The 25,876-nt window shown below is 65.8% G+C and carries 20 protein-coding genes; 2 read left to right on the top strand and 18 right to left on the bottom strand.

The genetic code is table 11. The features are described from left to right. The first annotated feature begins 220 nt into the window (after positions 1-220). Entirely contained in the window at positions 221-1,705 is a 1,485-nt protein-coding gene (locus AC1DKD_RS18640) for an ISNCY family transposase (RefSeq protein ID WP_477111831.1), read from the top strand. A 197-nt stretch (positions 1,706-1,902) separates the two neighbouring features. Here AC1DKD_RS18640 and AC1DKD_RS18635 read toward each other — a convergent pair whose 3' ends face one another. Next, complete coding sequence (locus AC1DKD_RS18635; RefSeq protein WP_477143554.1) at positions 1,903-2,301, bottom strand: DUF1801 domain-containing protein; 399 nt, start codon at positions 2,299-2,301, stop codon at positions 1,903-1,905. A 419-nt stretch (positions 2,302-2,720) separates the two neighbouring features. Here AC1DKD_RS18635 and AC1DKD_RS18630 point away from each other — a divergent pair, with 419 nt between their 5' ends. Further along, positions 2,721-3,395: a hypothetical protein gene (locus AC1DKD_RS18630; protein ID WP_477143553.1), complete on the top strand. Its 675-nt coding sequence runs from the start codon at positions 2,721-2,723 to the stop codon at positions 3,393-3,395. A 5-nt stretch (positions 3,396-3,400) separates the two neighbouring features. Here the strand turns inward: AC1DKD_RS18630 and AC1DKD_RS18625 are convergent, their stop codons facing one another. The 17 genes from AC1DKD_RS18625 to AC1DKD_RS18545 form a co-directional block, all read right to left on the bottom strand. Beyond that, positions 3,401-4,201, bottom strand: coding sequence for an IclR family transcriptional regulator (locus AC1DKD_RS18625; RefSeq protein WP_441629618.1), 801 nt, complete (start codon positions 4,199-4,201; stop codon positions 3,401-3,403). A 134-nt stretch (positions 4,202-4,335) separates the two neighbouring features. Next, on the bottom strand, positions 4,336-6,468 hold the full coding sequence (locus AC1DKD_RS18620; RefSeq protein WP_477143552.1) for an acetate--CoA ligase family protein: 2,133 nt from the start codon (positions 6,466-6,468) through the stop codon (positions 4,336-4,338). A 4-nt stretch (positions 6,469-6,472) separates the two neighbouring features. Then, on the bottom strand, positions 6,473-7,273 hold the full coding sequence (locus tag AC1DKD_RS18615) for an enoyl-CoA hydratase/isomerase family protein (RefSeq protein WP_441629616.1): 801 nt from the start codon (positions 7,271-7,273) through the stop codon (positions 6,473-6,475). 70 nt (positions 7,274-7,343) lie between these two features. Next, entirely contained in the window at positions 7,344-8,312 is a 969-nt protein-coding gene (locus tag AC1DKD_RS18610) for a tripartite tricarboxylate transporter substrate binding protein (protein ID WP_441629625.1), read from the bottom strand. A gap of 304 nt (positions 8,313-8,616) precedes the next feature. Then, positions 8,617-10,242, bottom strand: coding sequence for a histidine kinase N-terminal 7TM domain-containing protein (locus tag AC1DKD_RS18605; protein WP_477143551.1), 1,626 nt, complete (start codon positions 10,240-10,242; stop codon positions 8,617-8,619). Positions 10,243-10,359: 117 nt separating this feature from the next. Then, positions 10,360-11,535 carry an acyl-CoA dehydrogenase family protein gene (locus AC1DKD_RS18600; RefSeq protein WP_477143550.1) on the bottom strand — a complete coding sequence of 392 codons (1,176 nt, stop codon included), beginning with the start codon at positions 11,533-11,535 and terminating at the stop codon, positions 10,360-10,362. A gap of 187 nt (positions 11,536-11,722) precedes the next feature. After that, the gene (locus AC1DKD_RS18595; RefSeq protein ID WP_441629613.1) at positions 11,723-13,063 is read right to left on the bottom strand and encodes a type II toxin-antitoxin system HipA family toxin; all 1,341 of its coding nucleotides are present in this window, start codon (positions 13,061-13,063) and stop codon (positions 11,723-11,725) included. Between the two features lie 2 nt (positions 13,064-13,065). Continuing rightward, positions 13,066-13,317, bottom strand: a complete 252-nt coding sequence (locus AC1DKD_RS18590) for a helix-turn-helix domain-containing protein (RefSeq protein WP_441629612.1) — start codon at positions 13,315-13,317, stop codon at positions 13,066-13,068. A 203-nt stretch (positions 13,318-13,520) separates the two neighbouring features. Then, positions 13,521-14,378, bottom strand: coding sequence for an AraC family transcriptional regulator (locus AC1DKD_RS18585; RefSeq protein WP_441629611.1), 858 nt, complete (start codon positions 14,376-14,378; stop codon positions 13,521-13,523). A 219-nt stretch (positions 14,379-14,597) separates the two neighbouring features. Next, positions 14,598-16,208 (bottom strand): class I adenylate-forming enzyme family protein, encoded by a 1,611-nt coding sequence (locus AC1DKD_RS18580; RefSeq protein WP_441629610.1) that lies wholly within the window; start codon positions 16,206-16,208, stop codon positions 14,598-14,600. Between the two features lie 82 nt (positions 16,209-16,290). Further along, on the bottom strand, positions 16,291-17,463 hold the full coding sequence (locus tag AC1DKD_RS18575) for an ABC transporter substrate-binding protein (RefSeq protein ID WP_441629609.1): 1,173 nt from the start codon (positions 17,461-17,463) through the stop codon (positions 16,291-16,293). Positions 17,464-17,518: 55 nt separating this feature from the next. Beyond that, positions 17,519-19,777: a 3-hydroxyacyl-CoA dehydrogenase NAD-binding domain-containing protein gene (locus tag AC1DKD_RS18570; RefSeq protein WP_441629608.1), complete on the bottom strand. Its 2,259-nt coding sequence runs from the start codon at positions 19,775-19,777 to the stop codon at positions 17,519-17,521. 27 nt (positions 19,778-19,804) lie between these two features. Then, entirely contained in the window at positions 19,805-21,634 is a 1,830-nt protein-coding gene (locus AC1DKD_RS18565) for an AMP-dependent synthetase/ligase (RefSeq protein ID WP_441629607.1), read from the bottom strand. Between the two features lie 81 nt (positions 21,635-21,715). Continuing rightward, complete coding sequence (locus tag AC1DKD_RS18560) at positions 21,716-22,528, bottom strand: ABC transporter ATP-binding protein (RefSeq protein ID WP_441629606.1); 813 nt, start codon at positions 22,526-22,528, stop codon at positions 21,716-21,718. Continuing rightward, complete coding sequence (locus tag AC1DKD_RS18555; protein WP_035863086.1) at positions 22,525-23,322, bottom strand: ABC transporter ATP-binding protein; 798 nt, start codon at positions 23,320-23,322, stop codon at positions 22,525-22,527. The genes AC1DKD_RS18560 and AC1DKD_RS18555 overlap by 4 nt, the downstream gene beginning before the upstream one ends. A 13-nt stretch (positions 23,323-23,335) precedes the next feature. Further along, positions 23,336-24,412 carry a branched-chain amino acid ABC transporter permease gene (locus AC1DKD_RS18550; RefSeq protein ID WP_441629605.1) on the bottom strand — a complete coding sequence of 359 codons (1,077 nt, stop codon included), beginning with the start codon at positions 24,410-24,412 and terminating at the stop codon, positions 23,336-23,338. A 7-nt stretch (positions 24,413-24,419) separates the two neighbouring features. After that, positions 24,420-25,292, bottom strand: coding sequence for a branched-chain amino acid ABC transporter permease (locus AC1DKD_RS18545; protein ID WP_428180351.1), 873 nt, complete (start codon positions 25,290-25,292; stop codon positions 24,420-24,422). Between the last annotated feature and the right edge of the window lie 584 nt (positions 25,293-25,876).

The raw sequence follows: 25,876 nt of genomic DNA, 5'->3' as shown, positions 1-25,876 counted from the left end.
GTGCTAGCCAAAAAAGTGGGGCCCTGTGGAAAATCCGTCCGTCTTCCGGCTGAAATACAACAAAACCTGAAAACCAAAACCAACGCAACACTAGGCCATAGGTGCCAAGAATGTTACCAAACGATGTAGAGGCCAAATCAGAATGTCCGCTTCCAGCCACATCAGAATGTCCTCTGGATAGACCTATACTGGTAGCGCCTGGGCTGGACGGGAGCGCGCCATGAAGGATCGGGGGTTGATCACCATGAGTCTGCGCGAAGTTGACCGCTTCAAGGTCATTCAGGCAACGGCCGAGGGCCTCCTGGCGCAATGGCGTGCCGCGGAGCGCCTGGATTTGACGGCGCGACAGGTCCGGCGGCTGGTCCAGCGCTGGCGATCCGATGGCCCTATGGGCTTGTTGTCGCGCCAGCGCGGGCAGCCAGGCCATCGCCAACTGCCGAGGATGCTCGAAGCGCAGGCACGCGCGCTAATCCAGGAGCATTACGCCGATTACGGTCCCACGCTGGCCTGCGAGAAGCTGCGCGAGTGCCATGGCATCGAGCTGGCCAAGGAGACCGTGCGCCGGATCATGATCGACGCCGGCTTCTGGGTCCCGAGGAAGCTGCGTCCGCCCAAGATGTACCAGCCGAGAAGCCGCCGCGCCTGCCTGGGCGAGCTGGTGCAGATCGATGGCAGCGAGCATGCATGGTTCGAGGATCGCGCCCCCATGTGCACGTTGCTGGTCTATGTCGACGATGCCACCAGCCGGCTGATGCAGTTGCTGTTCGTGCCGACCGAGTCAACCTTCGCCTATTTTGCCGCGACGCGCGCCTATATCGAGCGCCACGGCAAGCCGGTGGCGTTCTACAGCGACAAGGCCAGCATCTTTCGGGTCAATGCCAAAGGTGTCACCACRGGGCGGGACTATACGCAGTTCGGGCGCGTGCTGTACGAGCTGAATATCGAGAGCCTGTGTGCCAATAGCAGTCAGGCTAAAGGCCGCGTGGAACGCATGAATGGCACGCTGCAGGACCGGCTGGTCAAGGAACTGCGCCAGCGCGGCATCGMGACGCTGGCCGAGGCTAATGCCTTTGCCCCGGTCTTCCTGGCGGACTTCAATGTGCGCTTCGCCAAGGTGCCAAGAAGCGACTTCAATGCGCACCGTCTCGTACGACCCGACGAGGACCTCGAGCGCATCTTTACCTGGCGCGAATGGCGCAAAGTCTCCAACCGACTGACGCTGCAGTACGATCGCAAGCTGTACCTCATCACCGACCAACCCGAGCATCGGCCCCTGATTCATCGTTACATCGAAGTGGCCGAATATCCGGACGGCCGTATCGAGCTGTGGGCCGATGGCGCTGCCCTGCCCTACGTTCTCTATGACCGGTTGTCCGAGATCGATCAGGGCGCGGTGGTGGAGAACAAGCGGCTAGGGCATGTGCTGGAGATCGCSCAGCGCGTGCAGGCCCAGCGCGACAATCGTCGGATCCAGGCGGCACCGTCGCGCACGCTGACTGGCCAAAAACCGCGGCAGCAGCGGGAACCAGCGACACCCGGCACGAAACCACAACGGCAACTGAACGCGGAAGACTTGCGTCGCGCCATCGATGAACTGGCGCAACCGCCCCACCCTGTAGATACGTTACCGCCTCAGGCCAGCTCGACTGCGTTACGGAAACAGCCAAGAAAAAGACGCAAGAGAACCAACACCATCCTGCACTAGACCGGACATTCTGATCTAGCCAAAGACCGGACATCTGAATCTAGCCTAGACAAAAACCTGTCAGGGCTAAGTTGTAATGKCCGTTTTTTCCAATCAGAAGCCCAAGATGGTGGCCATGTCGACATCCAGCTGGATCTGGGGCGGGCTACTAGTAGGCAGGCCGTCGTAAAGGACGGTCTAACGGCTGGTGCCGTGGACTAGCCTTGGGCTTTGGATTTGTTCAGGGTGACGGCGGCGCGAATGAGAGTTTTCAACGCCTCCTCGTCTATCTTCTCGCCCTCGCGGAAGTCGATGGCACGCCTTGTGTTTCCGTCAAGACTGGAGTTGAAAAGGCCCGAAGGATCCACCAGAGCCGCCCCTTTGGCGAAGGTCATCTTCACGACATTCTTGTAAGTCTCGCCTGTGCAGATCAATCCGTCGTGCGACCACACCGGAACCCCTCTCCACTTCCACTCCTCGACGACTTCAGGATCGRCTTCCTTGACTAAAGTACGGAGCCGGTTGAGCATCTTGCCCCGCCAGTCGTCTAGCTCCTTGATTCTCGCGTCGATCAGCTGAGAAGGAGACTTGCTTTCCTGCAACCCGCTCTTCGTCATGCCCGTTTCTCCTCAAGAGTGAACTCCAGACCTGCAACACAGGGCTAGATGAGAATGGTAATGGCACGTGTCAGTCTATGGTGTTGATAAATGCCTAGGGAATTGCCCTTTCCGCAGGAATCCCAAAAATAATGGACGCACTGTCGGTTCCTGTCAGTAGTGTTCGACCTACTGCTGAGGGATATCCGGCTGCCGGGCAGTCGGAGATGGGACCAGGATTGCCCCTTCTCCCGCCAGTCGGTGGAGTGCGGGGATACCTCTAAAAAGAGGTTCATTGTGCACTTATTCGACGTACAATGCGGAACGTCCCGATCCGGTCAACGTCTACTTCGCTCTTCCGTCCGGGATGGAACGCATGTAAATGCAAAGTTGGCCGATTTGTTCGAAGTTAAAGTTAACGTAACCTGAGAAGAATAAAGTTGAAAAAGAAACTGAATGGTTTGTTCACTACCGCATTGGTGCTGGCTGCATCCACCGTCTCGGTCGCGARCCCGGTTTTCGCGGAAGAGATGACGCCAGTTAATGTGGCTGATCTGTACATAAAGACCATCATCAATCATGACGAAAGCAGCGTAAACTCGCTGAACAATTATCTGAGGCCCGCCCGAAAAATCGCGGGACAGACGGGGGATTTCGCGTCGTTTGCTGATCTGGTCAAGGCTGACAAGGAATATCCAGATGACATGGCCAAGGATATTCTGGAACTGTTCCCTGCCCAATTGCAGCCAGCGCTGAAGCCTTCCGTGATGGAGTTGATGAAGAGCGTACTGAACGCCAAGAATCGGACCGAATGCAAGTCCTTGACCTCCAGGCAGGCCAAGTCGAACGGTGGGATGCAGACGAGCCTCGTGAAGTTCGAGTGTCAGGTGGTCAAAGTGCCGGAGCGCTGGCCCGCCGCGGTTCAGCGGCTTGCCGGGAGCAAGTGCAGTGCGCAGGAGTGCCAGAAGGAGATCCAGAACATCAGGAAATCCTATGAGTCGTCAGCAACTCAGACGTGGCGTGGTGAATTCCCGCTCGCTCGCGAGAAAAACGGTGGAGCCTGGCGCAATGATTTCCCGCGCGAAGCACTCGACGAGATCTGGGACCTCATTTAACCCGATCACGGCGCCTCATCCCCCACCGCGCTCCGGATCTGCGCCGCCAGCTGCATCAGGTGCGGCTTGAGAAGGCGCGCGGCGCTGGCCGGCGTTGCCTGCGTGGCCGTGCTGACGTTCAGGATGTGGATTGCGTAGCTCTTGAACACCAGCGGTGTGGAAAGCGCGACCACTTCCGGCTGCCAGCTGGCCATGCACCAGCCGTGCTTCCGTACCTGCTCGATGCCCTGCGCGATCTGTTGCTCCAGCGCCGGCCAGTTGGCGCGCAGGCGCTTGCCGAAGCCTTCCAGCAAGGCCTTGGTCTCCCGCGCCGGGGCTGCGGCCAGGTAGGCGCGGCCCAGGGACGTATGCTCCATCGGCACGCGCTGGCCGGTCACCACGGTGCGAAGCGAGACCTTGCGGCTATAGCGGATGGACTCCAGGTAGACCATCTCGTCGCGATCGGCCATGGCCAGCCCGACATTGATGTGCTGGCTTTGCGCCAGTTCGCGCATCAACGGTGCCGCCGCTTGCAGGACCACCGAGCCGCTGCGCATGGCGTGGGCCAGGCTGAGGACCGGTGCGCCGAGCCGGTAGGCGCGCAGCGTTGGGTCGTATTGGAGGAAGCCGGCGTCCACCAGGCTTTGCGTGAGCCGGCTGACGGTGGAGCGCGGCAGGCCGGTACGCTCGGCCAGCTCGCCGTTGCCCAGTACCTCCGAGCCCGGACGAAAGGCCCGGAGTATCTCCATGCCGCGTTCGAGGGAGCGGTTTGCCGACGTGCTGGTCGCTCTTCCTCGCGCTCTCGTCAGTGCTTGTTCGGGGTTCAAGGCGTTGCTCCTGATGGGGCCGATTTCCGGTAGCCGGAATCAAGCGTATCGGAGCGGAGTTTGACATAGCCAGCGCTCGCGGAACCGGGCACATTGCGACTCTGCGCGCGCTCTTACGCCCTCTCCTGCCCTCTTTAGTCCGCCAGCACGACAACGCCATCCGCCGCCTTCACTCCTTGGGAGGCCGGCAGCACAAAGACCGGGTTGATCTCCGCCTCCACCAGCCGCTCGCCCAAGGCTGCGGTCATGGCGGAGAAASCCACAATGGCGTCCGCGAGGGCGTCGACGTCAGCCTTGGGCCGCCCCCGGAAGCCATCCAGCAGCGGCCAGGTCTTGAGTTCGCGAATCATGCCCAGCGCTTCGGCGCGCGACAGCCCCCCCGCCGGCGGGAGCATGCGCAGGGTGGTGTCCTTGAACAGCTCCGCCGCGACGCCGCCCATGCCGAGCAGGATCGCGGTGCCGAGGGCATCGCGGTGCATGCCGAGGATCATCTCGACACCGCCGCTGACCATCTCCTGGACGAGGAAGCGCCGCGGCACCACGCCGGTATGCGCGTGCACGTCGGCGCACATGCCCGAAAGGCGGCCCGCCACGTCTTCTGGCGACAGGTTGACGGCTACGCCGCCGACATCGCTCTTGTGCGTGATCTCGGCCGAGAGGATCTTCAGCACCACGCGCGCGCCCAGGCCGCAGGCGGCCGCGGCTGCCTCTTCTCCGTTCGCGACGATGGTTTCGCGCACGGCGGGGATGCCGAAGCGCGCGAACAGTTGCTTTGCGGCCGCTTCGTCGAGCGCGCCGCATGGGTAGTCCGCTGCGGCGCGGACGGCGTTGGCATGCGCGGCGGGCAAGCCGGGCGTCGTAGCCTGGTCTGCCGGCGTCTCGCGCCATTGCGCGGCGCGCAGCATTGCGTCAAATGCCACGGTACAGCTTTCCGGCGCGCTGAACGCGGGCACGCCGCGCTCGTTCAACAAGCTGGCAGCCTGCGGCGCATGTGGGCTGACATATGCCAGGATCGGCTTGTCGCTGGTGGGCAGGCATTGCTGGATCGCGCTTGCCATCAGGTCCGGCATCGCCAGTCCCGACGATCCGACGATCACGGCGACGGCATCGTAGCTCGGGCTATCCAGCAGTGCCCTGATCGCACCRCGCAACAGGTCTGGCTGCAGGCCTGCCAGGGTGACGTCGATGGGATTGCGATCCAGCGCCGCGTGATCGCCCTTTTGCAGCGCCCGCAGCCGTTGCGCGGTGGCTTCATCGGGCGGGGGCGTCTCGAAGCCGGACATCCCGAGGCTGTCCGATACCAGGGTGCCGGCGCCGCCTGTCGAGGTCAGGATGGCGATCCGGTTGCCGCGCAGCACCCTGCCGGTGGCTAGCGCGGCGGGGATATCCAGCAGGTCCGCGAAGGTTTCCGCGCGGATCACCCCAACCTGCCTGAACAGCGCATCGTACATCCGGTCCGCGCCGGCGAGCGCGCCCGTGTGCGATACCGCCGCCCGGGCTCCGGCCTCGGAGCGCCCGATCTTGAAGGCCACCACCGGCTTTCCGGCCCTGGCGGCTTTCAGCGCGGCGGCGCGGAATTTTTCCGGGTTCCGTACGCTTTCGACGTACAGGGCAATCACCCTGGTGGCTTCGTCATCGGCCAGGTAGTCAATGAAATCCGCCAGCTCCAGATCCACTTCATTGCTGGTGGAAACCAGCTTGGACAGCCCGATGCCACGCGCGGCGGCGCGTGACAGCAAGGCGCCAAGAATGCCTCCGCTTTGCGAGACCACCCCGATGTTGCCGGCGGGAAAATGGGCCATCTCAAGCGCGCCGCTGGCCGACAGCGGGATGTTGTCGGTCAGGTTGACCAGGCCGATGGTATTGGGGCCCAGCAAGCGCATGGCGCCCGCTGCCTCGATCAGCTCGGCCTGGCGCCGCGCACCTTCGGCGCCGGTTTCGGTATAGCCGCTGGCCAGCACGATGGCGGCGCCGGTGCCGCGGGCGGCCAGGTCGCGAACTGCCAGATGGGCGCGTTCCGCGCCAAGCAGGACGATGCCCACATCCGGCACCTCGGGCAGCGAACGGACATCCGGATAGCAGCGCAGGCCGTCGATCTCGCTCACCTTTGGGTTGACGGGGTAGATGGCGCCGGCGAACCCGTGCTTCTTCAGGTAGGCAACCGGGCGTCCGGCGGTCTTGGCCGCATCGGCGGAAGCACCGATGATGGCAACGCTGCGCGGTTTGACCAGGCGGCCGATGACGGAGAGTGTGTTTGCTGTGTCCATGGTGTCAGGCCTTTCCCTTTGCCGCCATCTTGTCGAGGAATGCCAGCACGGACTCGCGGTGCTCGGTGCTGGTGTAGCAGATGCCCTGTGCCTGGCTGCCCTGCGCGAACACCTGGCCGGCGGGCAGTTCGAAGGTCTGGTTCAGGATGGACTTGCCCAGCGCCAGGGCGGTGGCCGACCCCTGGCTCAGCTCGGCGGCCCAGGCGCGCGCATTGGCCAGCAGCGTTTCCGGCTCGCTCAGGCGATCGGCGATGCCAAGCTGAAGCGCCTCGGCGGCATCGACCTTGCGGCCGCTGAAGATCAGTTCCTTGGCTTTGGCCAGGCCGGTGCGGCGCGGCAGGAAATACATGCCGCCGCCGTCCGGGATCAGGCCGCGATGAATGTAGGACCACGCAAAGCTGGCGCTTTCCGACGCCATCACGAAATCGCAGCTCATCGCCATGTCCGCGCCAAGCCCGGCCGCGGCGCCATTGACCGCGGCGATGGTCGGCTTGGGCATGTTGTGCAGTAGCGCGACCGTATGGTGCACCCGTTGCTGGCGCGCCCAGCCATTGAAGGCAACTTCGCCCGGCGGCGCGTCCATGCGCCGCTGCATGCCGGCTACGTCGCCGCCCGCGCAAAAGCCCTTGCCGTTGCCGGTGAGGACCAGCGCGCGAATGCACTTGTCCTGCGTGACGTGTTCGAGGGCGGCAATCAGCTCGGTGCGCATGTCATCGGTCATGGCATTGCGTTTTTCCGGGCGGTTCAGCGACAAGGTGGCGATCCCGGCATCGATGTCGAGCGTGATCAGCGAGGTGGTGGTCATTGGTTGGTCTCTCTTTGTCTGGTGGCCATGCGATTGGCCTTGCGCATCATGTGTTGCCGATGCGGCGGGATTACTCGACGGTGATCTTGGCTTCCTTGACCACGCGGCTCCAGCGGGCCTCTTCGCCGCGCACGTAGCGCCCGAATTCCTCTGGCGTGCCCGCACTGACCTGAAGGCCCTCGGTTTCGGCACGCTTGCGGAACGCGTCGGTCTGTACGGCCTTCCTGGCTGCCGCATTGAGGCGGGCGATCACCGGGGCGGGCGTGCCGGCCGGCACGAACAGTCCGTACCAGCTTTCGGCCACATAGCCGGGCACACCGCTCTCCGCGATGGTGGGAACCTTGGCCAGCACCGGGCTTGCGGAGCGTTGCGCGGTGGTCACCGCGATGGCGCGCAGCTTGCCGCTTTCCAGCTGCGGTCCGACCGCCGAGGCGGTGGCGAACATGACGTCGACCTGCCCGCCCAGCAGGTCGGTAATCGCGGGGCCGGCGCCACGGTAAGGAATGTGATTGAGATCGACCTTGGCCAGCGACTTGAACAACTCGCCGGCAAGGTGCGCCGAGGTGCCCGGGCCTTGGGAGGCAAACGAGATCTTTCCCGGTTTGGCCCTGGCGGCCGCGATCAGGTCCTGGACTGTTTTGTAAGGACTGTCCGGGCGCACCACGAGCACGTTGGGCGACCGGCCTACCAGCATCACGGGGGCGAATGCCTTGTCGGTCGCATAGGGCAGCTTGGCGTGGATGCTCGGGTTGACCGCGTGGGCCAGCGTCGCCATCACCAGCGTGTAACCGTCCGGCGCGCTCTTGGCCACCACGTCGGAGCCGATGATGGTGCCAGCGCCCGGCTTGTTGTCGACGATCACGGGCTGGCCCAGGTCCTGGGACATCGTGACCCCCATGGTCCTGGCGATCAGGTCGGTCCCGCCGCCGGGGGCGAAAGGCACCACGAGGCGGATCGGCTTTTCCGGGTAGGCCGCCGTGGCGGCCAATGGCGCCAGCGCGGCCATGGCGGCGAAGGGAATGGCCAGTTTGGCCAGCATGCGGCCAAAGAGAGGGATTGAATTCGGCACTTGCGTCTCCGGTCTGGTTTCAGTGCGGGACCCGGCGCCACTTTCGCGCCTATCCCCGCCCGTTTTTGATGAGTCCAGAGTAAGCGTTAATGCCGTCCGATACAGCCCCGCATTTCCGGCAGACGGAATTGAGAGCGGCCGCTTCCGTGGCCGGACGGGCTCACGCCTCAGCGGGAATGGGCTGGCACGGAATACCGCAGCATGGAGGGCGCGCCATCGCGCAGAGCGCTCGCATATGCGCAGTCACGCGGATGCAATCCGCCCGCGGCAATGGCTAAGCAGGATACGCGGGCAATGCCAGCGCGTCGCGTATCACGAAGCGGTCGCGGCCATTGCGCTTGGCTTCGTACATGGCGGCGTCGGCCTTCTCCAGCATCGGCTCCAGGAACGGTGATGCCGGGATTTCGCAAACCGCGCCGACGCTGATGGTGACATACGGGTGTTGGGGCCAGCCACCGTGCGGCAGCGCCAGCGAGCGCACGGCCTGGAGCAGCCGCAATCCGGCCTCCCCGGCTTCGCGCGGCGAGATGTGCGGGAGCACGATGGCGAACTCTTCGCCGCCAACGCGGGCGCAGAAGTCGCCGGGGCCGTTGCGCATGGTTTCCCCGAGGGCGCCGGCGACCTGGCGCAGGCATTCGTCGCCGTGCACGTGGCCGTGGAGATCGTTGTACTGCTTGAAGTAATCGACGTCGATGATCAGCAGGCCGACGGGGATGCCCTGCTCGAACGCATTGGCCAGCGCGGCGGCGGCCTCGCGCTGGAAGAACCGCCGGTTGAACACCCCGGTCAGCGCGTCGCGGTACAGGTCGGCCTCGATGCGCGAGAGCTTTTCCTCGGTTTCGCCCAGCCGCACCGCCAGCGTGGAGTTTTCCGAAGTCAGTGCCTGTTCGCGCGAGCGGAAACGGGTGACGTCGCGGAGGAACACAATGCGCCCTACCGGCTGCCGGTTGAGGTTGCGTACCGGGTCCACGGTGAGCTCGTAGTCGACCCGCTCCTCCGAAATCAGGTGGGATGCGCCGCTACCGGGCATCCCCGAGCGGCTGGCGGCGATTGCGTCATTCCAGGCTGCCGGGTATGGGCTGCCGCGTTCCACGGCTTCCAGCAGCCGGCGGGCGGCGGGATTGAAATCGACAATGATGTCGTCCGCATTCACGATTACGCAACCCTCTTGCAAGGCATCGAACACCCGCAGCCTGGCATAGTGCCCGACGTCATCCAGGTGCCCGCGCAGCGCGCATATCCACACCAGCACCGTCATCACGGAGAGGGTGGCCGGGGTCAGGTCGCCCCCGAGCGGCCCTGTCCATCCACGCAGGTATGCGATATTGGCCACCAGCGGCAGCGCCAGTCCGCCCGCCAGCACGGCGCGCCCGCCCCGCGTCAGGCTGCTGCTGGGCACGCGGGCCGTCAGCAGGAAGTAAAGGCTGATCAGTAACAGCAGGTAGGAATAGGCAGCCACCACCGCGTACGCCGGACCATGGGTGAAGACCGCGCCGGGTGGCCGGCCACCAGGTACCATCGCGATCGAATCCCAGATCAGGTGGTGCCGTTCGTTGGTGAAGACGAGGCCCAGCGTCACGATATTGATCACGATGGGCATAGAGAGCAATGACCAGGGAATGACGAACCTGGGCCGGCTGAGCTGGATCATGGCGCAGAGCCAGGCGATCGGTACCGCGACGATGCCGAAGTACTGCAGCCTGGCCCACATCACGCGGGTTTCCAGGTCGAAGGAACTCAGTTCCAGCAGGCGGCCGCCGCTCCATATCACGCAGCCGAAGGCCAGCATCAGGAAGGCCTTGACGGTGGGGTCGTCCCGCCTGGTCCACGCGGCCACGGCAACCGTGAGGCTGCCAACGACGGCAAAGGTGRGACAAAGGATGAGGGGGTACGAAGGCATTCGGCCGGTTCCAGGACGCGCTCGCCCGCCGGCGGGGCCCGGCGGCTGATTTTCCGGACGGATTATAAGGCGGGTCTGCGGGCGGCATGGAAGCCGATGCCACCCGGGCCCCTCCCCTCAAAAGCCCAGCTGCCGCGCGGCCAGGTCTTTCATGATTTMCTCGGATCCACCACCGATCATCATGACCTTGACCTCCCGGTATACACGTTCGCTCAGCGTGCCGCGCATGAAACCCATCCCGCCCAGGATCTGCACGGCCTGGTCGGCGCAGAACTGCATCGCCTGCGTGGCCTGGATCTTGGCCATGCAGGTGCGCGCCACCAGTTGCGCGGGGTCTCCCGCCTGGTGCTGGACGCGGTAAGCCAGGTCATAGACGAGATTGCGCGCTGCCTCGATGCGCAGCGCCATGTCGACCAGCTTGTGGCGGATCACCTGCCGCTCCACCAGCGGCTGGCCGAATGTGTTGCGCTGGCGCGCCCAGTCCAGCGCTTCCTGCAGGCAGGCCTCGGCATAGCCATAGGCGCTTGCGCTCATCCCCAGCCGCTCGGAATTGAAGTTGCGCATGATGATCTGGAATCCGCGGTTTTCCTCGCCGATCAGGTTGGCGGCGGGGATGCGGCAGTTGTCGAAATGCAGGTGGGCGGTGTCGGAGGCGAGCCAACCCATCTTCTTCAGTCCGGTGCGGGTCAGGCCGGGCGGGTTGCCTTCGATCAGCAGCAGGGAGATGCCGCCCGCGCCCTTGTTGGCAGGGTCGGTGCGCACCGCCGTGGTGATGAAATCGGCGCGCATGCCGGAGGTAATGAAGGTCTTCTCGCCGTTGACGACGTAGTGGTCGCCGTCGCGCACGGCCGTGGTCCTGAGGCTCGCCACATCGGAGCCGCCGCCCGGTTCCGTGATGGCCAGCGCGGCGATCTTGTCGCCGGCGATGACCGCGGGCAGCACGCGCTGCTGCAGCGCCTCGCTGCCTGCCGCGACGATCGGCGGCACACCGATGGAGTGGGAGTGGAGCGACGCATTGACGCCGCCCGAGCCGCTGCGGGCGAATTCCTCGGCCTGGATCAGGTGGTAGAAGATGTCGCCGGGCGTGCCGCCGAAGCGCTCCGGGTACCCCAGCCCGAGCAAGCCGATCTCGGCAGCGCGCCGGTACAGCGAGCGGGGAAAGGTCCCGGCTTCATCCCATTCGTTCACAAACGGCGAGATCTCGCGGGCGACGAATTCGCGCAGGGTGCTGCGAAACTGTTCGTGCTCGGCCGTGAAATAGTGTGCGAGCGGCGGCAGGGTCTGGAGGCTCATCGTGGGTCCTGTCAGTCGGCAGGCAGCCGGCGTGGCTGCCGTTTGGGGTCGGGGGCATGTGGCATGGGAACCGGCCACAAACCGGCAGGCGATTCCATGCGGCACTGCCGGCATGCCTCGACCATAGGCTGCGCCGCGCACTTCGTCTTGCGCAAAGTGGTCGGCGCGCCGGTGCCCGGCCCCGCCGCTATCCAGGTGGCATTGCCTCGAGCTGTCTGGCGGAAGCTTCCAGCCCCTGGAGGATGCTGTCCGCCACCTTCTGCGGGAAACCAGCCGGCAAGGCCGCGCCGACCTTTCCGATGACCGCCGGCGTTTGCGCGATGAGCCGCTGGATCATGCCCTCGGCATCCGGGCCGTGGAAACACTTGGGCGCCATCGCGTTGAAATGCCGGCGCTGCACGTCCTTGAACAGGTAGTGCCGGTTCTTGCCGGCCACCGCCATGGCCAGCTTGGCCTTGTGCCACGACCACTGGTTCGCCCCGTTGCCGACCACCGGCCAGATCGACATCACGTCATAGAGCGGTGTCATCCGGTAACGCCCCCCGGGCAGCAACCGGATGCTGAAATTCTTGGCATGCCCGTCGGGTGCCGCCAGCATCCAGAACAGGATCTGCGTGGCGAGGAAGGACTCGAGGTCTTCGTCGGCGTGGGTCGATTGCCGCAGGATCTGCGCGATATCGCGCATGCCCGGGCCGCCGTCCGCTTCGTATTTCAGGTGAGGAGCGACACCCAGCGCCTGGCAGAAGTCCTCCTGCGGCAGCCGCAGGATCCAGTTGCCCGACGAGTGCGGTTGCCGGTCGAAGCGTTGCACGCTCAGGACCTTCTGGCTGGCGAAGGTCTTGATTTCACTGTGCGCGACCGGCAGGCCATAGGCGGCGAGGATGGTCAGGCAGAGCCACTCGTTCTCGACCGAGGTGCTGAGGTCGGCCCGCTTGTTGCCCACCAGCCCGAGCGGCAGCTTGAGGATGTGGGTGGTGGGCGTGGCGCCGTGGGGCTTCATCCACTGGTTGCCGTGCCACAGCAGCGCAGTCTTCTCCTGCGCGCCGGCCAGGGAGATGCGGAAGTCGTCGTCATCGCCCTGTGCGCCCAGGGCGGCCGAGCCGACCATTTGCCGCAGCAGTCTTTCGATATCGGCATCAGACTGCGGCGTGCCGTCGATGCGGTCATGGCCCACCGGCTGCTCGCTTTCGCCGAGCAACTGCACCGCGCCGACGCAGTCGCGGCCGATGGCTTCCAGCAGATCGAAGGCCTCCGTGGTCGCTGTCTTGAAGCGGGTGGCGAGGCGCTTGCGGATGGCGTCGCTGTCGGGCAGCAGGTTATCGAAGTAGTTGCGCACCCTGTCGCCCTTCAGCGGTGAAGCATCGACGCCGAAGGGGAGCGACAGGGACAAGGGCCGGCCGGCGGGCGAGGCGATCCAGCCGGGGTCGTACTGCAATTCCATATCGCCCCGCGTGGGGATGCGCCACGTCCCTACCCGCTCGCCATTGGCCCACACCGAAAGCGCCCGCGCATGCGATTTGCGGCCCATGCCTACCACTCCACCGTCGGGGAATCGGCGCCGGCCGGGCGCTTGTCCTGGACGACCAGCTCAAGGCCCAGGCTGCCGACCAGCGCCAGCAACTGATCCGCGCTGATGCTGCCGGGGTTCAGCTCCATATGGGAGACGCGGCTTTGGCTGATGCCCAGGCGCGAGGCGAGGTCCGTCTGGGACAGCTTCGCCGCACGCCGTGCGGATTGCAGCACTTGCCCTAGCTGGCCGGCGGTGGAGAGCAGTTGTTTCATCTTGGTGGTCCGGGCGTACCCGTTATGTGCGTAAAATCATTTTATGAGTAGTGTGGGTATTCTGCAAATACCAATTTAATGGGTATTTGCATTTTACCAATTTAGTGGGTAGGAAGGGGCGAGATCGACCGCTGTCAAGCCGTGCCAAAGCCCGGTTGCCAGGTGTTACGGAGCAGGAAATCCGAGCTTGTTGCGGGAGCAGCCTAGCCAGGCATACCCCCGCCCACCGCCACCCGCTCGCCGATCAGCGCGAGCTTGCGCGAGCCGGCAAAGATGTCGCTGGGCTTGAGCCCGTAGACCTGGCGGATGGAGTGGCTGAAGTGCGTGGAGTCGGGATAGCCGGTATCCAGCGCCACATGCGCCAGATTGGAGTCCTGGGTGACATAGTGCAGCAGGCTGCGGGCGCGTTTCCAGGTACGAAAGCTGCGGAACGGCGTGCCGACCTCTTCCTTGAACAAATGCAGGAAGCGCGAAAACGAAAGATGGGCCGATGCGGCGCAGGACCCGGCCGTGGCGGTGGCCGAGGGCGCGTTGCGGATGCGCTGCACCACGGCTTCGATGCGTGGGTCCAGCCGGCGTGGCGCCAGCGCATGGCCGAAGAAGATCTGGTCGAAGCTGTCCGCCTGCAGGTCCAGTTCCCGTCCGCGCTCGCTCAGGTAGGCGTGGGCCTGGCGCACGTGGCGCACGAATGCCGCATCGTCCACCGGCCCCACCCGGCCGCGGATCACAGACGGCAGGCGGGCGAGGTCGATGCTCTCGGCCTCTAGCCCGAGGTCGCAGATCATGCGGTCATCGCAGGCCACCGAGTGCGGCATATAGGCTGGCACCACCGCCAGTTCCGTGGACGCCCAGGGCCCGCCGTCGAAACGGATGCGAATGGGTGCGCGCAAAGCCACATAAATCAGCAAGCCGCCCATGGTGCGGACCGAGGGCGAGCCCAGCAGGCCGGCGTAGAAGAGCCGCTCCGGCGTGAGCCACATTACCCTGCCGGTCCCTGCCCTGGCGCCGGGCGCCAAGGTCATGGCTGGCGGGCACGCAATGCCTTGTGCTTGCATCTGCATGTCCTTTGTCTCCTGCCGGGCGCTGTCCGCGCGCCGGTTGGTGCGTCGTCAGGCCTGCTGGTTGTGCGGTCTGGGTGCTTCGGACGACGCTGGCCGGGCGGTGCTGCCGTGCCGCGGCGCAAAAAGCAGCGTAGCCGGAGCAGCCGGCTGCGTCTTGCGTCAGGTGGCTATGACCAGGCGTTCCGGCCCGGTGGCGCCAGGGGCCGGACCGTGCGCTGGTCAGCCCGGCGCTCCCGCCACATCGTAGTGTTCCCGATAACGCTGGCGCAACTCGAACTTCTGGATCTTTCCCGTGGAAGTCGCCGGCAGCGCGGCCAGCAGCACCACGTCCTTGGGCACCTCGAAGCCGCCGAGATGCGCCTTGCAGTGGGCGCCCAGCTCTTCCTGCTCCACCGCCGCGCCTGGCTTGAGCGTGACGAACGCCGTCACCGCCTCGCCCCAGCGTGCATGCGGCAGGCCTACCACCGCCGCGTTGGCTACGGCGGCATGGCGCAGCAGCACTTCTTCGACCTTGATCGAAGGTACGTTTTCCCCACCGGTCTTGATCATGTCCTTGATGCGGTCGAGGAACAGCAGTTGCCCGTCCTCGTCCAGCACGCCCAGGTCGCCGGAGTGATGCCAGCCAAAGCGCTGCACGCGGGCGGTGGCCTCCTGGTCCTTGTAATAGCCCAGCATCACGTTGGGCCCGCGAAACACGATCTCACCCGGCTCGCCGGGGCCGAGCAGCCTGCCGTCGTCGGCCATCACCGCCACCTCGTTGACCACCGTGCCGACGCCCCAGTACGCGCCGAAGCGCTTGCGCTGTTCCTCCGCCTCGAAGATGGTGGCCGCCGGGTACATCTCGGTCTGGCCCGAGCACAGGACGAAGTTGGGGCAGAACGCATCCAGCAGGCGCAGCAGCAGGTTCTTGGGCAACGGCGCCATGCCGTAGATGCACAGCCGCACGCTGGAAAGATCGGTGTTGGCGAACTGCGGGTGCTCCAGCATGGCCCGGTACATCATCGGCAGCGCCACCACGACGCTGACGCGGTGCCGGGCCAGGTCGGCCAGCACGCGGGCGGGATCGAAGCCGCGACCCACCACCACGGTGTGCCCGCCTAGCAGCGCACTCATGGTATTGCCGTGCTGGGCACAGTGGAACATCGGCAGCAGGCAGGTAAAGACCTCCCGCGCCGTGCCGCAGCCCGTATCGACCAGGTTGGCGGACAGCACCGAGTGCACCGAGGCGTGGGAATGCATCACGCCCTTCTGCGGGCCGGTGGTGCCGCTGGTGTACATGATCTGCGCCAGCTGGCCGCTGGCGATATCCACGTCGGGCAGCGCCTCCGGCTGGCCGGCCAGCGCGTCGGAGTACTTCGTCGCGGCCAAGCCCGCCAGGTCGCCTGCCACCTCGCCTGCGGGCTCCAGGAGCACAACGGGAATGCCCAGCGCCGCCACCAGTTCCGCGATGCCGGGCCGCGCCAGCACTGACGCGTCCGCCACCAGCCGCGTGACCTCGGCGTGTTCCAGGATGTATTGGATCGCGTCCGGCGCCAGGGCCGTATTGATCGGCACCCACACCATGCCCGCCTTCTGGATTCCCAGCAGCGCCACGATCATGCCGATGGAGTTGTTGCACAGCATGCCGACACGCTCGGCGCTGCGCATTCCCTGCGCCAGCAGGTAGTGGGCGAACTGGTTGGTGGCGGCGTTCAACGCCGCATAGCTCAGGCTATGGTCGCCCTCGATCAGCGCCGTCCGGGCGCCGAAGCGCCGGGCGGAGCGGTGGACCACATCGCCCAGGGCGATGCGGCCGATGCGCTCGCGCGCCTGTTCCGTTGCTGTGCTCATGTCTGTCTCCAATTGTCCGTTGCTCCAGACCCGCCGCCTGTCATGGCGGCGGGGATCGCCATCCCGTTGTGGCTCGCCGCGCTCAGTTCATCTTGGGCGGCGGCAGCAGATCGCTGGCGGGAATCCACTTGTCGCCAGCCACCTTCATGATGCGGATGCGGTCGTTGCTCAGGCGGTTGCTGGCGGAGACATTGAAGCCCGGGTTGCCCAGCGTGTCTTGCGGCAGCTTGGTCGACTCCATGGCGGCGTTGAAGGACTCGGCGGTCAGGTTGCGCCCGGCCTTGTCGGCGATGGTGGCGAAGGTGGTGTAGGCGTAGTAGCTGAACATCGAGTACACGCCCGGGTCTTCATTGAAGCGCTTCTTGTAGGCGGCAGCCCATTGCCGCACCGCCGGGTTTGCATCATCCGCATAGGGCAGCATGATGAAGGCCGCCGCATGCAGGCCTTCCATGGCCTTGCCGCCCAGCAATGGCACCTGGTGCGCGTAATTGGCCGAGGTGCCGGCGAAAACCGGGTTGAAGCCGATCTTGCGCGCTTCCTGGACCGAGGCGATGTACTCGCGCATCGTGGAGGCGTTGAACACCAGGTCGCAGTTGGCCGCCTTGAGCCGCGCCATCTGCGAGGAAAAATCGGTGGCGCCGCGCTTGTACGACACCTTCTCCACCAGGGTCATGTTCCTGGCCTTGAGATAGGCCTGCACGCCTTCCACCGACTCCCGCCCGTAGTCGTCGTCCTGGTACAGCGCGCCCACCCGCTGGTAGGGCTTCTGCTTGAAGAAGTAATCCATGATGGTGGTGGACATCAGGAAATTGGACGGCCCCAGCGCGATCTTGTACGGGCTGGCGGGCTCATACATGTCGCGCGCGGCGCTCTGCGGCATGAAGTTGAAGACCTTGCTTTGCACCAGGATCGGCAGCGTGGCCATATTGGGCGCGGTGCCCAGGTGGCCGATGATGGCGAACACGCCGTCCTGCGTGACCAGCTTCTGCGCCGCCAGCACGGCACGCTTGGGTTCGTAGCCGTTGTCTTCCACCACCACCCGCAGCTTGCGGCCCTGCACGCCGCCGCGGGCGTTGATTTCTTCCACGGCCATGGTCATGCCGTTGCGGGATTCCTTGCCGTAGTTGACGATCGGGCCGGACATATCGGTGATCAGGCCGAGCACGATTTCCTTGTCGGTGACGCCGCGGGTCTGCGCGCCCGCCCCGGCGCTTAGCGCCAGGGCAAGTGCGGCGATGGTGGTCTTCAGGATCATGGTTGTCTCCTTGTTTTATGGCGCTATGGATATAGGAACTGACGGACTGCCTTGGTCAATGCACGCTCTGCGGCGGCTTGGGTCCAGACTGGATCCGGCTTTGCCCGGCCAGCGGATCCGGCGATAACGAGATGGGCATGGCGGGACGGCCCTGCTCCGCCGTTGCAGGCGTATCGGCCGCGGCCGGCGGTGCCGACCAGCCGGACAARTGCTGCCCGCCCCGCGCCAGTGCCGCCAGCAACGGCGAGATGTCCCAGTAGTCGTAAGGATTGCCGCGCAGCCGCGCATAGCGCTCCAGTCCCGCCACGATGCGCGGCAGGCCAATGCTGTCGGCCTGCCAGACCGGGCCGCCGAGGTAATCCGGAAAGCCATAGCCGGCGGTCCACACCATGTCGATGTCGCCGGGCCGGCACGCTACGCCCTCTTCCAGCAGCTTGGCGGCCTCGTTGATCAGGGGATAGAGCAGGCGCTCGACGATCTCGGCATCGGCGATATCCATGCGGCGGGCGATGCCGTGCGCGCGCCCCAGCGCGGCGCAGATGCGTTCCGCTTCGGGGTCGGGCACCGGTTGCCCATCCAGATACCGGTAATAGCCCGCGCCGCTCTTGCAGCCGAGCCGCCCCAGCATGAACAGCGTGCGCACCACCGCGCGGTAGGCGGGATCGGGCGGCAGCCCGCCGGCCTTGCCGTACTCCAGCACGATCTTGGCGCCCACGTCGATCCCGGCCAGGTCCAGCATGCGGCATGGGCCCATCGCCATGCCGTAGGCTTGCATCACGGCGTCGAGCCGCGCCGGGCTTACCCCTTCCATCAGCAGGAACTCGCTCTCGCGCAGGTAGGCTTCGGCCATGCGGTTGCCGATAAAGCCGAAGCACACGCCCGACACCACCGCCACCTTGCCGAGCCGCCGGGCCAGCTGCATGGCCGTCACCAGCACATCCGGCGCGGTGGCGCTGCCGCGCACCACCTCGATCAGCCGCCCGCCATTGGCCGGATTGCGGAAATGCACGCCGGCGAAATCGGCGGGCCGGCCGCTGGACTCGGCCAGCACTTCCACATCCAGCGTCGAGGTGTTGGTGGCGATGATCGCGCCGGGCTTGCAGATGCGCCCGAGCCGGGCGCACACATGCTGCTTGAGCGCCATGTCCTCGTCCACCGCCTCGATCACCAACTCGCAGCCGGCCAGCGCTGCATAGTCCAGGGTTCCCGCGATCAGGCCCATGCGCCTGGCGACCTGCTCCGGCTGTATCCGCCCCGCCGCCGCGCTGGCTTCGTACTGGGCGCGGACCGAGGCCAGGCCCCTCGCCAGCGCTGTGCCGCTGGCTTCCACCAGCGTCACCGGCAAGCCGGCATCCGCCAGGCTCATGGCGATGCGGCTGCCCATGGTGCCGGCGCCGACCACGCCTGCCGTGTGCAGCGCGCGCGGCGCCGCTCCCGCGGGCATGCCGGGCACGCGTGCCGCCTGCCGTTCGGCAAAGAACAGGTGCCGCAGCGCCCGCGATTCGGGCGAGGCCACGCAGGCGGTGAGCAAGGCTGCCTCCATCGCCTCGCCCTGCGCGAATGGCAGCGTCGCTGCCGCTTCCACCGCTTGCACGATGGCCGCGGCGGCGGGATAGTGCGCGCGCTGCTGCGTGGCATGTTGCATGGCTTGCGGGAAGAAGTCCTTGGACAGGCCAGCCACGGGTACRGATAGTGTGGACAGGCGTCGCGGCGGCGCCAGACGCTCAAGCAGGTCTTCCAGGAAGTTGAGGCCCGCGGCCAGCGGCTCCCCCTGCACCAGCGCGTCGACGATGCCGGCGGCCAGCGCCGCCTCGGCGTCGAGCAGGCGCCCGCTCAGCATCAGGTCCAGTGCCAGCGCTGCCCCGCAGGCGCGCGGCAGCCGCTGGGTACCGAGCGAGCCCGGCAGCAGCCCCAGCTTGATCTCCGGCAGCCCGATCCGCGTGCAGGGCAAGGCCACCCGGTAATGGCAGGCCAGCGCCAGTTCCAGCCCGCCGCCGAGCGCGGTGCCGTGCAGGGCCGCCACCACCAGCCGTTCGCTGGCTTCAATCCGCGCCAGGATGCGGTTGTAAGGCGCGGCGGAGAAATCCGGCGCGTCGAACTGGGCAATGTCGCCACCGGCCACGAAGGTCCGGCCCGCGCACCAGATCAGCAAGCCATCGAGGGAGGGATCGGCCTCGAAGGCGGCCACCCTGGCATCCAGCGCCGCTACCGTGGCCACCGAGAGCGCATTCACCGGCGGATGGTCGATGCACAGCAGGCCGATGCGGCCGTGCCGCACCAGGCTGACGGGAACCGCTTTGTCTGCATCGCTCATGGCGCCTCCTGTTGGGGCCGCTTGCGTTCAGGCCACCTTGGCCAGGTACATCGACTCGATCAGCGCGCTGTACTTGTCGTTGACCAGCTTGCGCTTGAGCTTCATGGTCGGGGTCAGTTCCTCGTCCTCGGCGCCGAGGCGGGTCTCGATGAGCCGGAACGCCTTGATCTGCTCGACCCGCGCAAACTGCTTGTTGACCTTGTCGATTTCCTGCCCCACCAGCGCGATCACTTCCTTGCTGCGGCACAGCGAGCCGTAGTCGGAGAAGTGCACGTCGTGCTCCTGCGCCCACTGTTCCACGTTGTCCTGGTCGATCATCACCAGGCAGCTCAGGTAGGGCCGGCGATCGCCGATGACGACGGCGTCGGTTACGTAAGGGCTGAACTTGAGCTGGTTCTCCCACTCGGACGGCGTGACGTTCTTGCCGCCGGCGGTGATGATCAGGTCCTTCATGCGGTCGGTGATATAGAAATAGCCCTGCCCGTCCACCCGGCCCACGTCGCCCGTGCGCAGCCAGCCGTCCACCATCGTTTCGGCGGTCTTGCCGGGCAGGTTCAGGTAGCCCATGAACACCTGCGGCCCGCGCACCAGCAACTCGCCCTCGTGGGAGATCTTCACCTCGGTATGCGGCAAGGCGATGCCGATGCTGCCCGGCCGCGTCCGTCCCGGCGGGTTGCAGGTGGCCGCGCCGGTGATCTCGGTCATGCCCCATAGCTCGTGCAGCACGATGCCCAGCGCCATATACCAGCGGATCAGGTCCGGCGAGATCGGCGCCGCGCCGGTCACGGCCAGTTGCACGCGGTTCAGCCCCATCATGCGGCGCACGTTACCCAGTACCAGCGTATCGGCGAGCCAGAGCTTCAGGCGCGCGCCGGGCGGCAGTGGCTTTGCCTGGCCGTCTTCGTGCACGCGGGCCCGTCCGGCGGCAATGGCCCAGTCATAGGCCCAGCGCTGCAGGCGGGTGGCCTCGCGTACCGCGATGGTGACGCTGGAATAGAGTTTCTCCCACACGCGCGGCACCGCCAGGAAAGCATCGGGCTGGATCTCGCGGATATTGTCGAAGATGGTGTCCGGGTTCTCGACGAAGTTGATGACGGCGCCGGACAGGATCGAGTAATACTCGCCGAAGATCCGCTCCGAGACGTGGCACAGCGGCAGGAAGGCCATGCGCTCGCCGATGGTGGTGGCGGGCAGGAACTCGCGCAGCGTCAGGCAGCTGCGCAGCGCATTGCGGTGCGACAGCATCGCGCCCTTGGGCCGTCCCGTGGTGCCCGATGTGTACACGAGCACCGCCAGCGCATCGGCACTGCCGGCGGACAGCCGTTGCGCCACCAGATCCGGCTCTCGCGCCCGCACCTGCCTGCCGAGTGCCAGCAGCGCGTCGAAGCTGAGCACGTCCGGGTCGTCGTAGCCGGCCAGCCCTTCCATGTCGTAGACCACCGCCTTGCGCAGCCGTGGCAGCCGCTCGCGCACTTCCAGGTATTTGTCGAGCTGCTCCTCGTTCTCCACGAAGAGCATCACGCTGCCGGAGTCGTGGCACAGGTATTCCACCTGCGCAGGCGAATCGGTGGGGTAGATGCCGCTTACCACGGCGCCGGCCGTCAAGGCGCCCAGGTCGCTCCACACCCATTCCCGGTTGGTGTTGGACAGCACCGACACCACCTCGCCCGGCTGCAGGCCCAGCTCGGCCAGGCCGGCGGCGACATCGGCCACGATCTCGCCCACTTCGCGCCAGCGGTAGCTGCGCCAGACGCCCAGATCCTTCTGCCGCATCATGACCGCGTCGCCGCGCTCGGCCACGCCATGCCAGAACATTTTCGGCAGGGTGTCGAATGCCGCTTCGGAAAGGGGCTTCATGGTGTGCGCTCTCGCCATTGCCATTGGTTGCTCTCGGAAAAACGGGTGATCGGTTTCGGTTGCAGAGGCCCTTGCCGCGTGCTAGCGCCAGGTCTTGCGCTTCTTCCAGCGGCGCTCGCCGCGCACGCCGCTGTCCTTCATGCCGAGGTAGAACTCCTTGATATCGTCCTTCTCGCGCAGCACGGCGCAGGTGTCCTCGGCCACGATACGGCCGTTCTCCAGCACGTAGCCGTAGTCCGCCGCGTTGAGCGCCATGTTGGCGTTCTGCTCCACCAGCAGAATGGTGGTGCCGCGCTCGCGGTTGATGCGCACCACGATGTCGAAGATGTCCTTGGTCAGCTTGGGCGACAGGCCAAGGCTCGGCTCGTCGAGCAGGATCAATTCGGGCGCCGCCATCAGCGCTCGCGAGATCGCCAGCATCTGCTGCTGGCCGCCCGACAGCAGGCCTGCGTCCTGGCCGGCGCGCTCGCGCAGCACCGGGAAGTAGCCGTAGACCGCCTCCATGTCGCGCGCCACGCCGTCGCGGTCGCGCCGCGTATAGGCGCCCATCAGCAGGTTGTCCCGTACCGACAGCAGCGGGAATACCTCGCGCCCCTCGGGCACATGGCTCAGACCGCGCCGCACGATCTGCGCCGGGTCCATCGCGGCAATGCTCTCGCCCTTGAAGGCGATGCTGCCGCGGGTCGGGTCGAGCACGCCGGAAATGGTCTTGAGGATGGTGGTCTTGCCGGCGCCGTTGGCGCCCAGCACGGTGGCGATGCTGCCGCGCTGCACCGCCAGGCTTACGCCGCGGATCGCCTTGACCGGCCCGTATGCGCTTTCCACGTTGGCCAGCGCCAGCACGGGGGCATCCTGGATCTTGCGCATCTTGTCCGTGCCTTCCATCAGGTTCATGCCGCCCTCCGCAGTGAGGCCACGTCGTCCACCGTGCCCAGGTAAGCCTCGATCACGCCGGGATGCGCCTGCACCTCGGCCGGCGTGCCCTGCGCCAGCACCTGGCCCTGGTTCATCGCCAGCACCCGGTCCGACACGCGTGATACCAGGCTCATGTCGTGCTCCACCATCAGCACGGTGATGCCCAGTTCGCTCTGGATGTCGCGGATCCACCAGGCCATGTCCTCGGTCTCTTCCACATTCAGTCCGGAGGACGGCTCGTCGAGCAGCAACAGGCGCGGGCCGCTGCACAGGGCGCGCGCCAGTTCCACCACCTTGCGCACGCCGTAAGGCAGGCCCGCCACCAGTGCATCGCGGTGTGCCTGCAGGTCCAGCAGCTCGATCATTTCTTCAGCCTTGTGGCGCGCGGCCAGTTCCGAACGGCGCGCTGCGGGCGTGAACAGCAGGTCGGCCCAGAACCCGGCGGCGCGATGCGTGTGATGGCCGATCAGCAGGTTCTGCAGCACCGTGGCGTGCTCGAACAGCTCGATATTCTGGAAAGTGCGCGCGATGCCCTGCGCGGCGATCGCGTGCGGCGGCAACTGTGTCAGCACCTCGCCTTGCCACAGGATCTCGCCGCTGGTGGGCGGATAGATGCGGCTGATCAGGTTGAACACCGTGGTCTTGCCGGCCCCGTTGGGGCCGATCAGTGTGAAGACCTCACCGCGCCGGACATCGAAGCTCACGCCGTTGAGCGCCAGCACGCCGCCAAAGCGGACCGACAGGTCGCGCACGCTGAGAAGAGTGTCTGTCATGGTGCCGGCCTCCTTATTTCAGGCGCTCGGAGCGCTGGAACGCCTTCTGGCGCCGGAACATGCCCTGGCGATAGAAGGGGAACAGTTCCAGGTAAGTACGGATCTTGCACCAGCGCCCATACAGCCCTAGCGGCTCGAACAGGACAAATGCCATCAGCACCGTCCCGTACACCAGCGCCTGCAGCCCGCTGGCCTGCGCGATGGCCGGCGGCAGGAAATCCTTGGCCAGCACGATCGTCTGCGGCATGACGATCAGGAAGATCGCACCGAGGAAGGCGCCGTGCACCGAGCCCAGGCCGCCCACCACCACCAGCAGCAACAGGTCGATCGACTGGGCGATGCCGAACTGCTCGGGCGAGATATAGCGCAGCTTGTGTGCGTAGAGCGCTCCCGCGATGCCGACCAGCGCGGCGGACAGCGCAAATGACAATGTCTTGTAGCGCGCCAGGTGAATACCCATGCTCTGCGCGGAGATCTCGGAATCGCGGATGGCGATGAACGCCCGCCCGGTGGCGCTGCGCAGCAGGTTGAGCACCGCCAGCGTAGCCAGCAGGCAAACCGCCAGCGCCAGGTAGTAGAACGCCACCGGCCCCTCCAGCACGTAGCTGAACAGTTGCGGCGCGGCCACCGGCAGCCCCGCATTGCCGCCGGTCACGCTGTCCCAGCGCGCCAGGACTTCCTCGACGATCAGCCCGAAGGCCAGCGTCGCGATGGCCAGGTAGATGCCCTTGACCCGCAGCGCCGGCAGCCCCACCACCACGCCCGCCAGCGCCGACAGCGCCCCCGCCGCCAGCAAGGCCGGCACGAAGGGCACGCCGTGGCTGGTCAGCCAGGCCTGCGCATATGCGCCAACGCCCAGGAATGCCGCATGCCCGATCGACAGCAGCCCGGTGTACCCGGACAGTACCATCAGGCCCAGCCCCGCAATGGCGTAGATCAGCACGAAGCCAAGCTGCGCGATCCAGTAGCTGCTGGCCCAGCCCGGCGCGATCAGCAGGCAAACCAGCAGCAAGCCATACCAGAACACGTGGCCGGAGTGCCTTGCCAGGCTGAGGTCCTGGCGATAGTCGGTCTTGAACAGGAATCGCATCGCGTTTCTACACCTTTTTACGCAGGTTCTCGCCGAACAGGCCGTTGGGCTTGATCACCAGCATGACCAGCACCACCACATAGGCCGCCACATCCTTGAAGCCTTCCGGCAGGTAGAAGCCCGCCAGCGACTCCACCACCCCAATCACCAGCCCACCCACGATCGCGCCCGGCAGGCTGCCGAAGCCACCAACCACCGCGGCGGGGAATGCCTTGAGGCCGAGCATGCCCATGCTGGCGTGGACAAAGGTGATGGGCGCCAGCAGCAGGCCGGCGATGGCCGCCACCGAAGCCGACAGCCCCCACACCAGCCCATTCAGCCGCCGTACCGGAATGCCCATGTAATAGGCGGCCAGCTGGTTCTGCGAGCTGGCCTGCATGGCCACGCCGATGCGGCTGTAGCGGAACACCAGGTACAGCACCACGCAGAGCGCGGCGGTGACGCCGATGACCGCCACCTGCTCCACGCTGAGCACCAGCCCGCCGGTGCGCCATACCATGCCCTGGTAAGGCACCGGCAGGGTATGCGTGCCGGCGCCGATGCCCGGCACCATGGTGATCAGGCCGCGCATCACGTAGCCCATGCCGATGGTGAGCATCACTACCGTGAACTGCGGCTGGCCGAGGATGGGGCGAATCGCCAGGCGTTCCACCAGCATGCCGAAGCCGGCCATGCCCGCCACCGTCAGCGGCACCGCCAGCAGCAGGGGCAGGCCGAGCATGGTCAGCACCACGCCGGCGAAGGCGCCGAGCATCATGAACTCGCCCTGGGCAAAGTTCACGGTCTCGGTGGCCTTGTAGATCAGCACAAAGCCCAGGGCGATCAGCGCGTAGATGCAGCCCAGCGCGATGCCCGAGATCGTCAATTGCAGGATCTCCAATCTTGTCTCCTGTGCCGGCCGCCCCTTGCCGCGCGCGGTGTGCGGGTGGCCGGGGTCGATCTCGGAATTGGGTGGGTCACGCGCGCCCGATGGCATCGGGCGCGGCACGTGCCGTCTTGCGCTTCGCCGTGTTGYGACTGATGCGACTGGTGCCACCGTAACAAAACTACCGGTGTGGCTCTTGTGTGGACTGGCTGTATATGGATTGGGGATTACCCATGGATAACGCGGCTGGCGCTGTGCGCCAGTTGCGGGCTGGCGGCTTCGCGTTCCCAAGGGGTTTGCCTGGATTCAAAGCGGGCTTGCCAGAAGTCGATGGTTGGTCCTGCCATTGGGTGCTCCTCTTCCTTTTGCGAGATATTCTCTCTGCGAAATTTCCTAGCCGAGTTCAGATGGTTCTGGTCTGGTGGGGCGAATGGGCCTTGTGCTTTGCGGGTTGGTCGTTGGTCGTTGATTCTTTGAGCGGCGTTGGTTTTTGGACCCAAGTGCGTACGACATCCCCCTGCGGGGGACGCCGGTCACTCTTCTTTGCTTCGGCAAAGAAGACTAACGAGAAGAAAGCAGAAGACTAACGAGAAGAAAGC

Source organism: Cupriavidus sp. 05T313 (genome assembly GCF_056396665.1).
The sequence above is the reverse complement of the archived record's forward strand: the minus strand, read 5'-3'. Positions and strand labels throughout refer to the sequence as shown.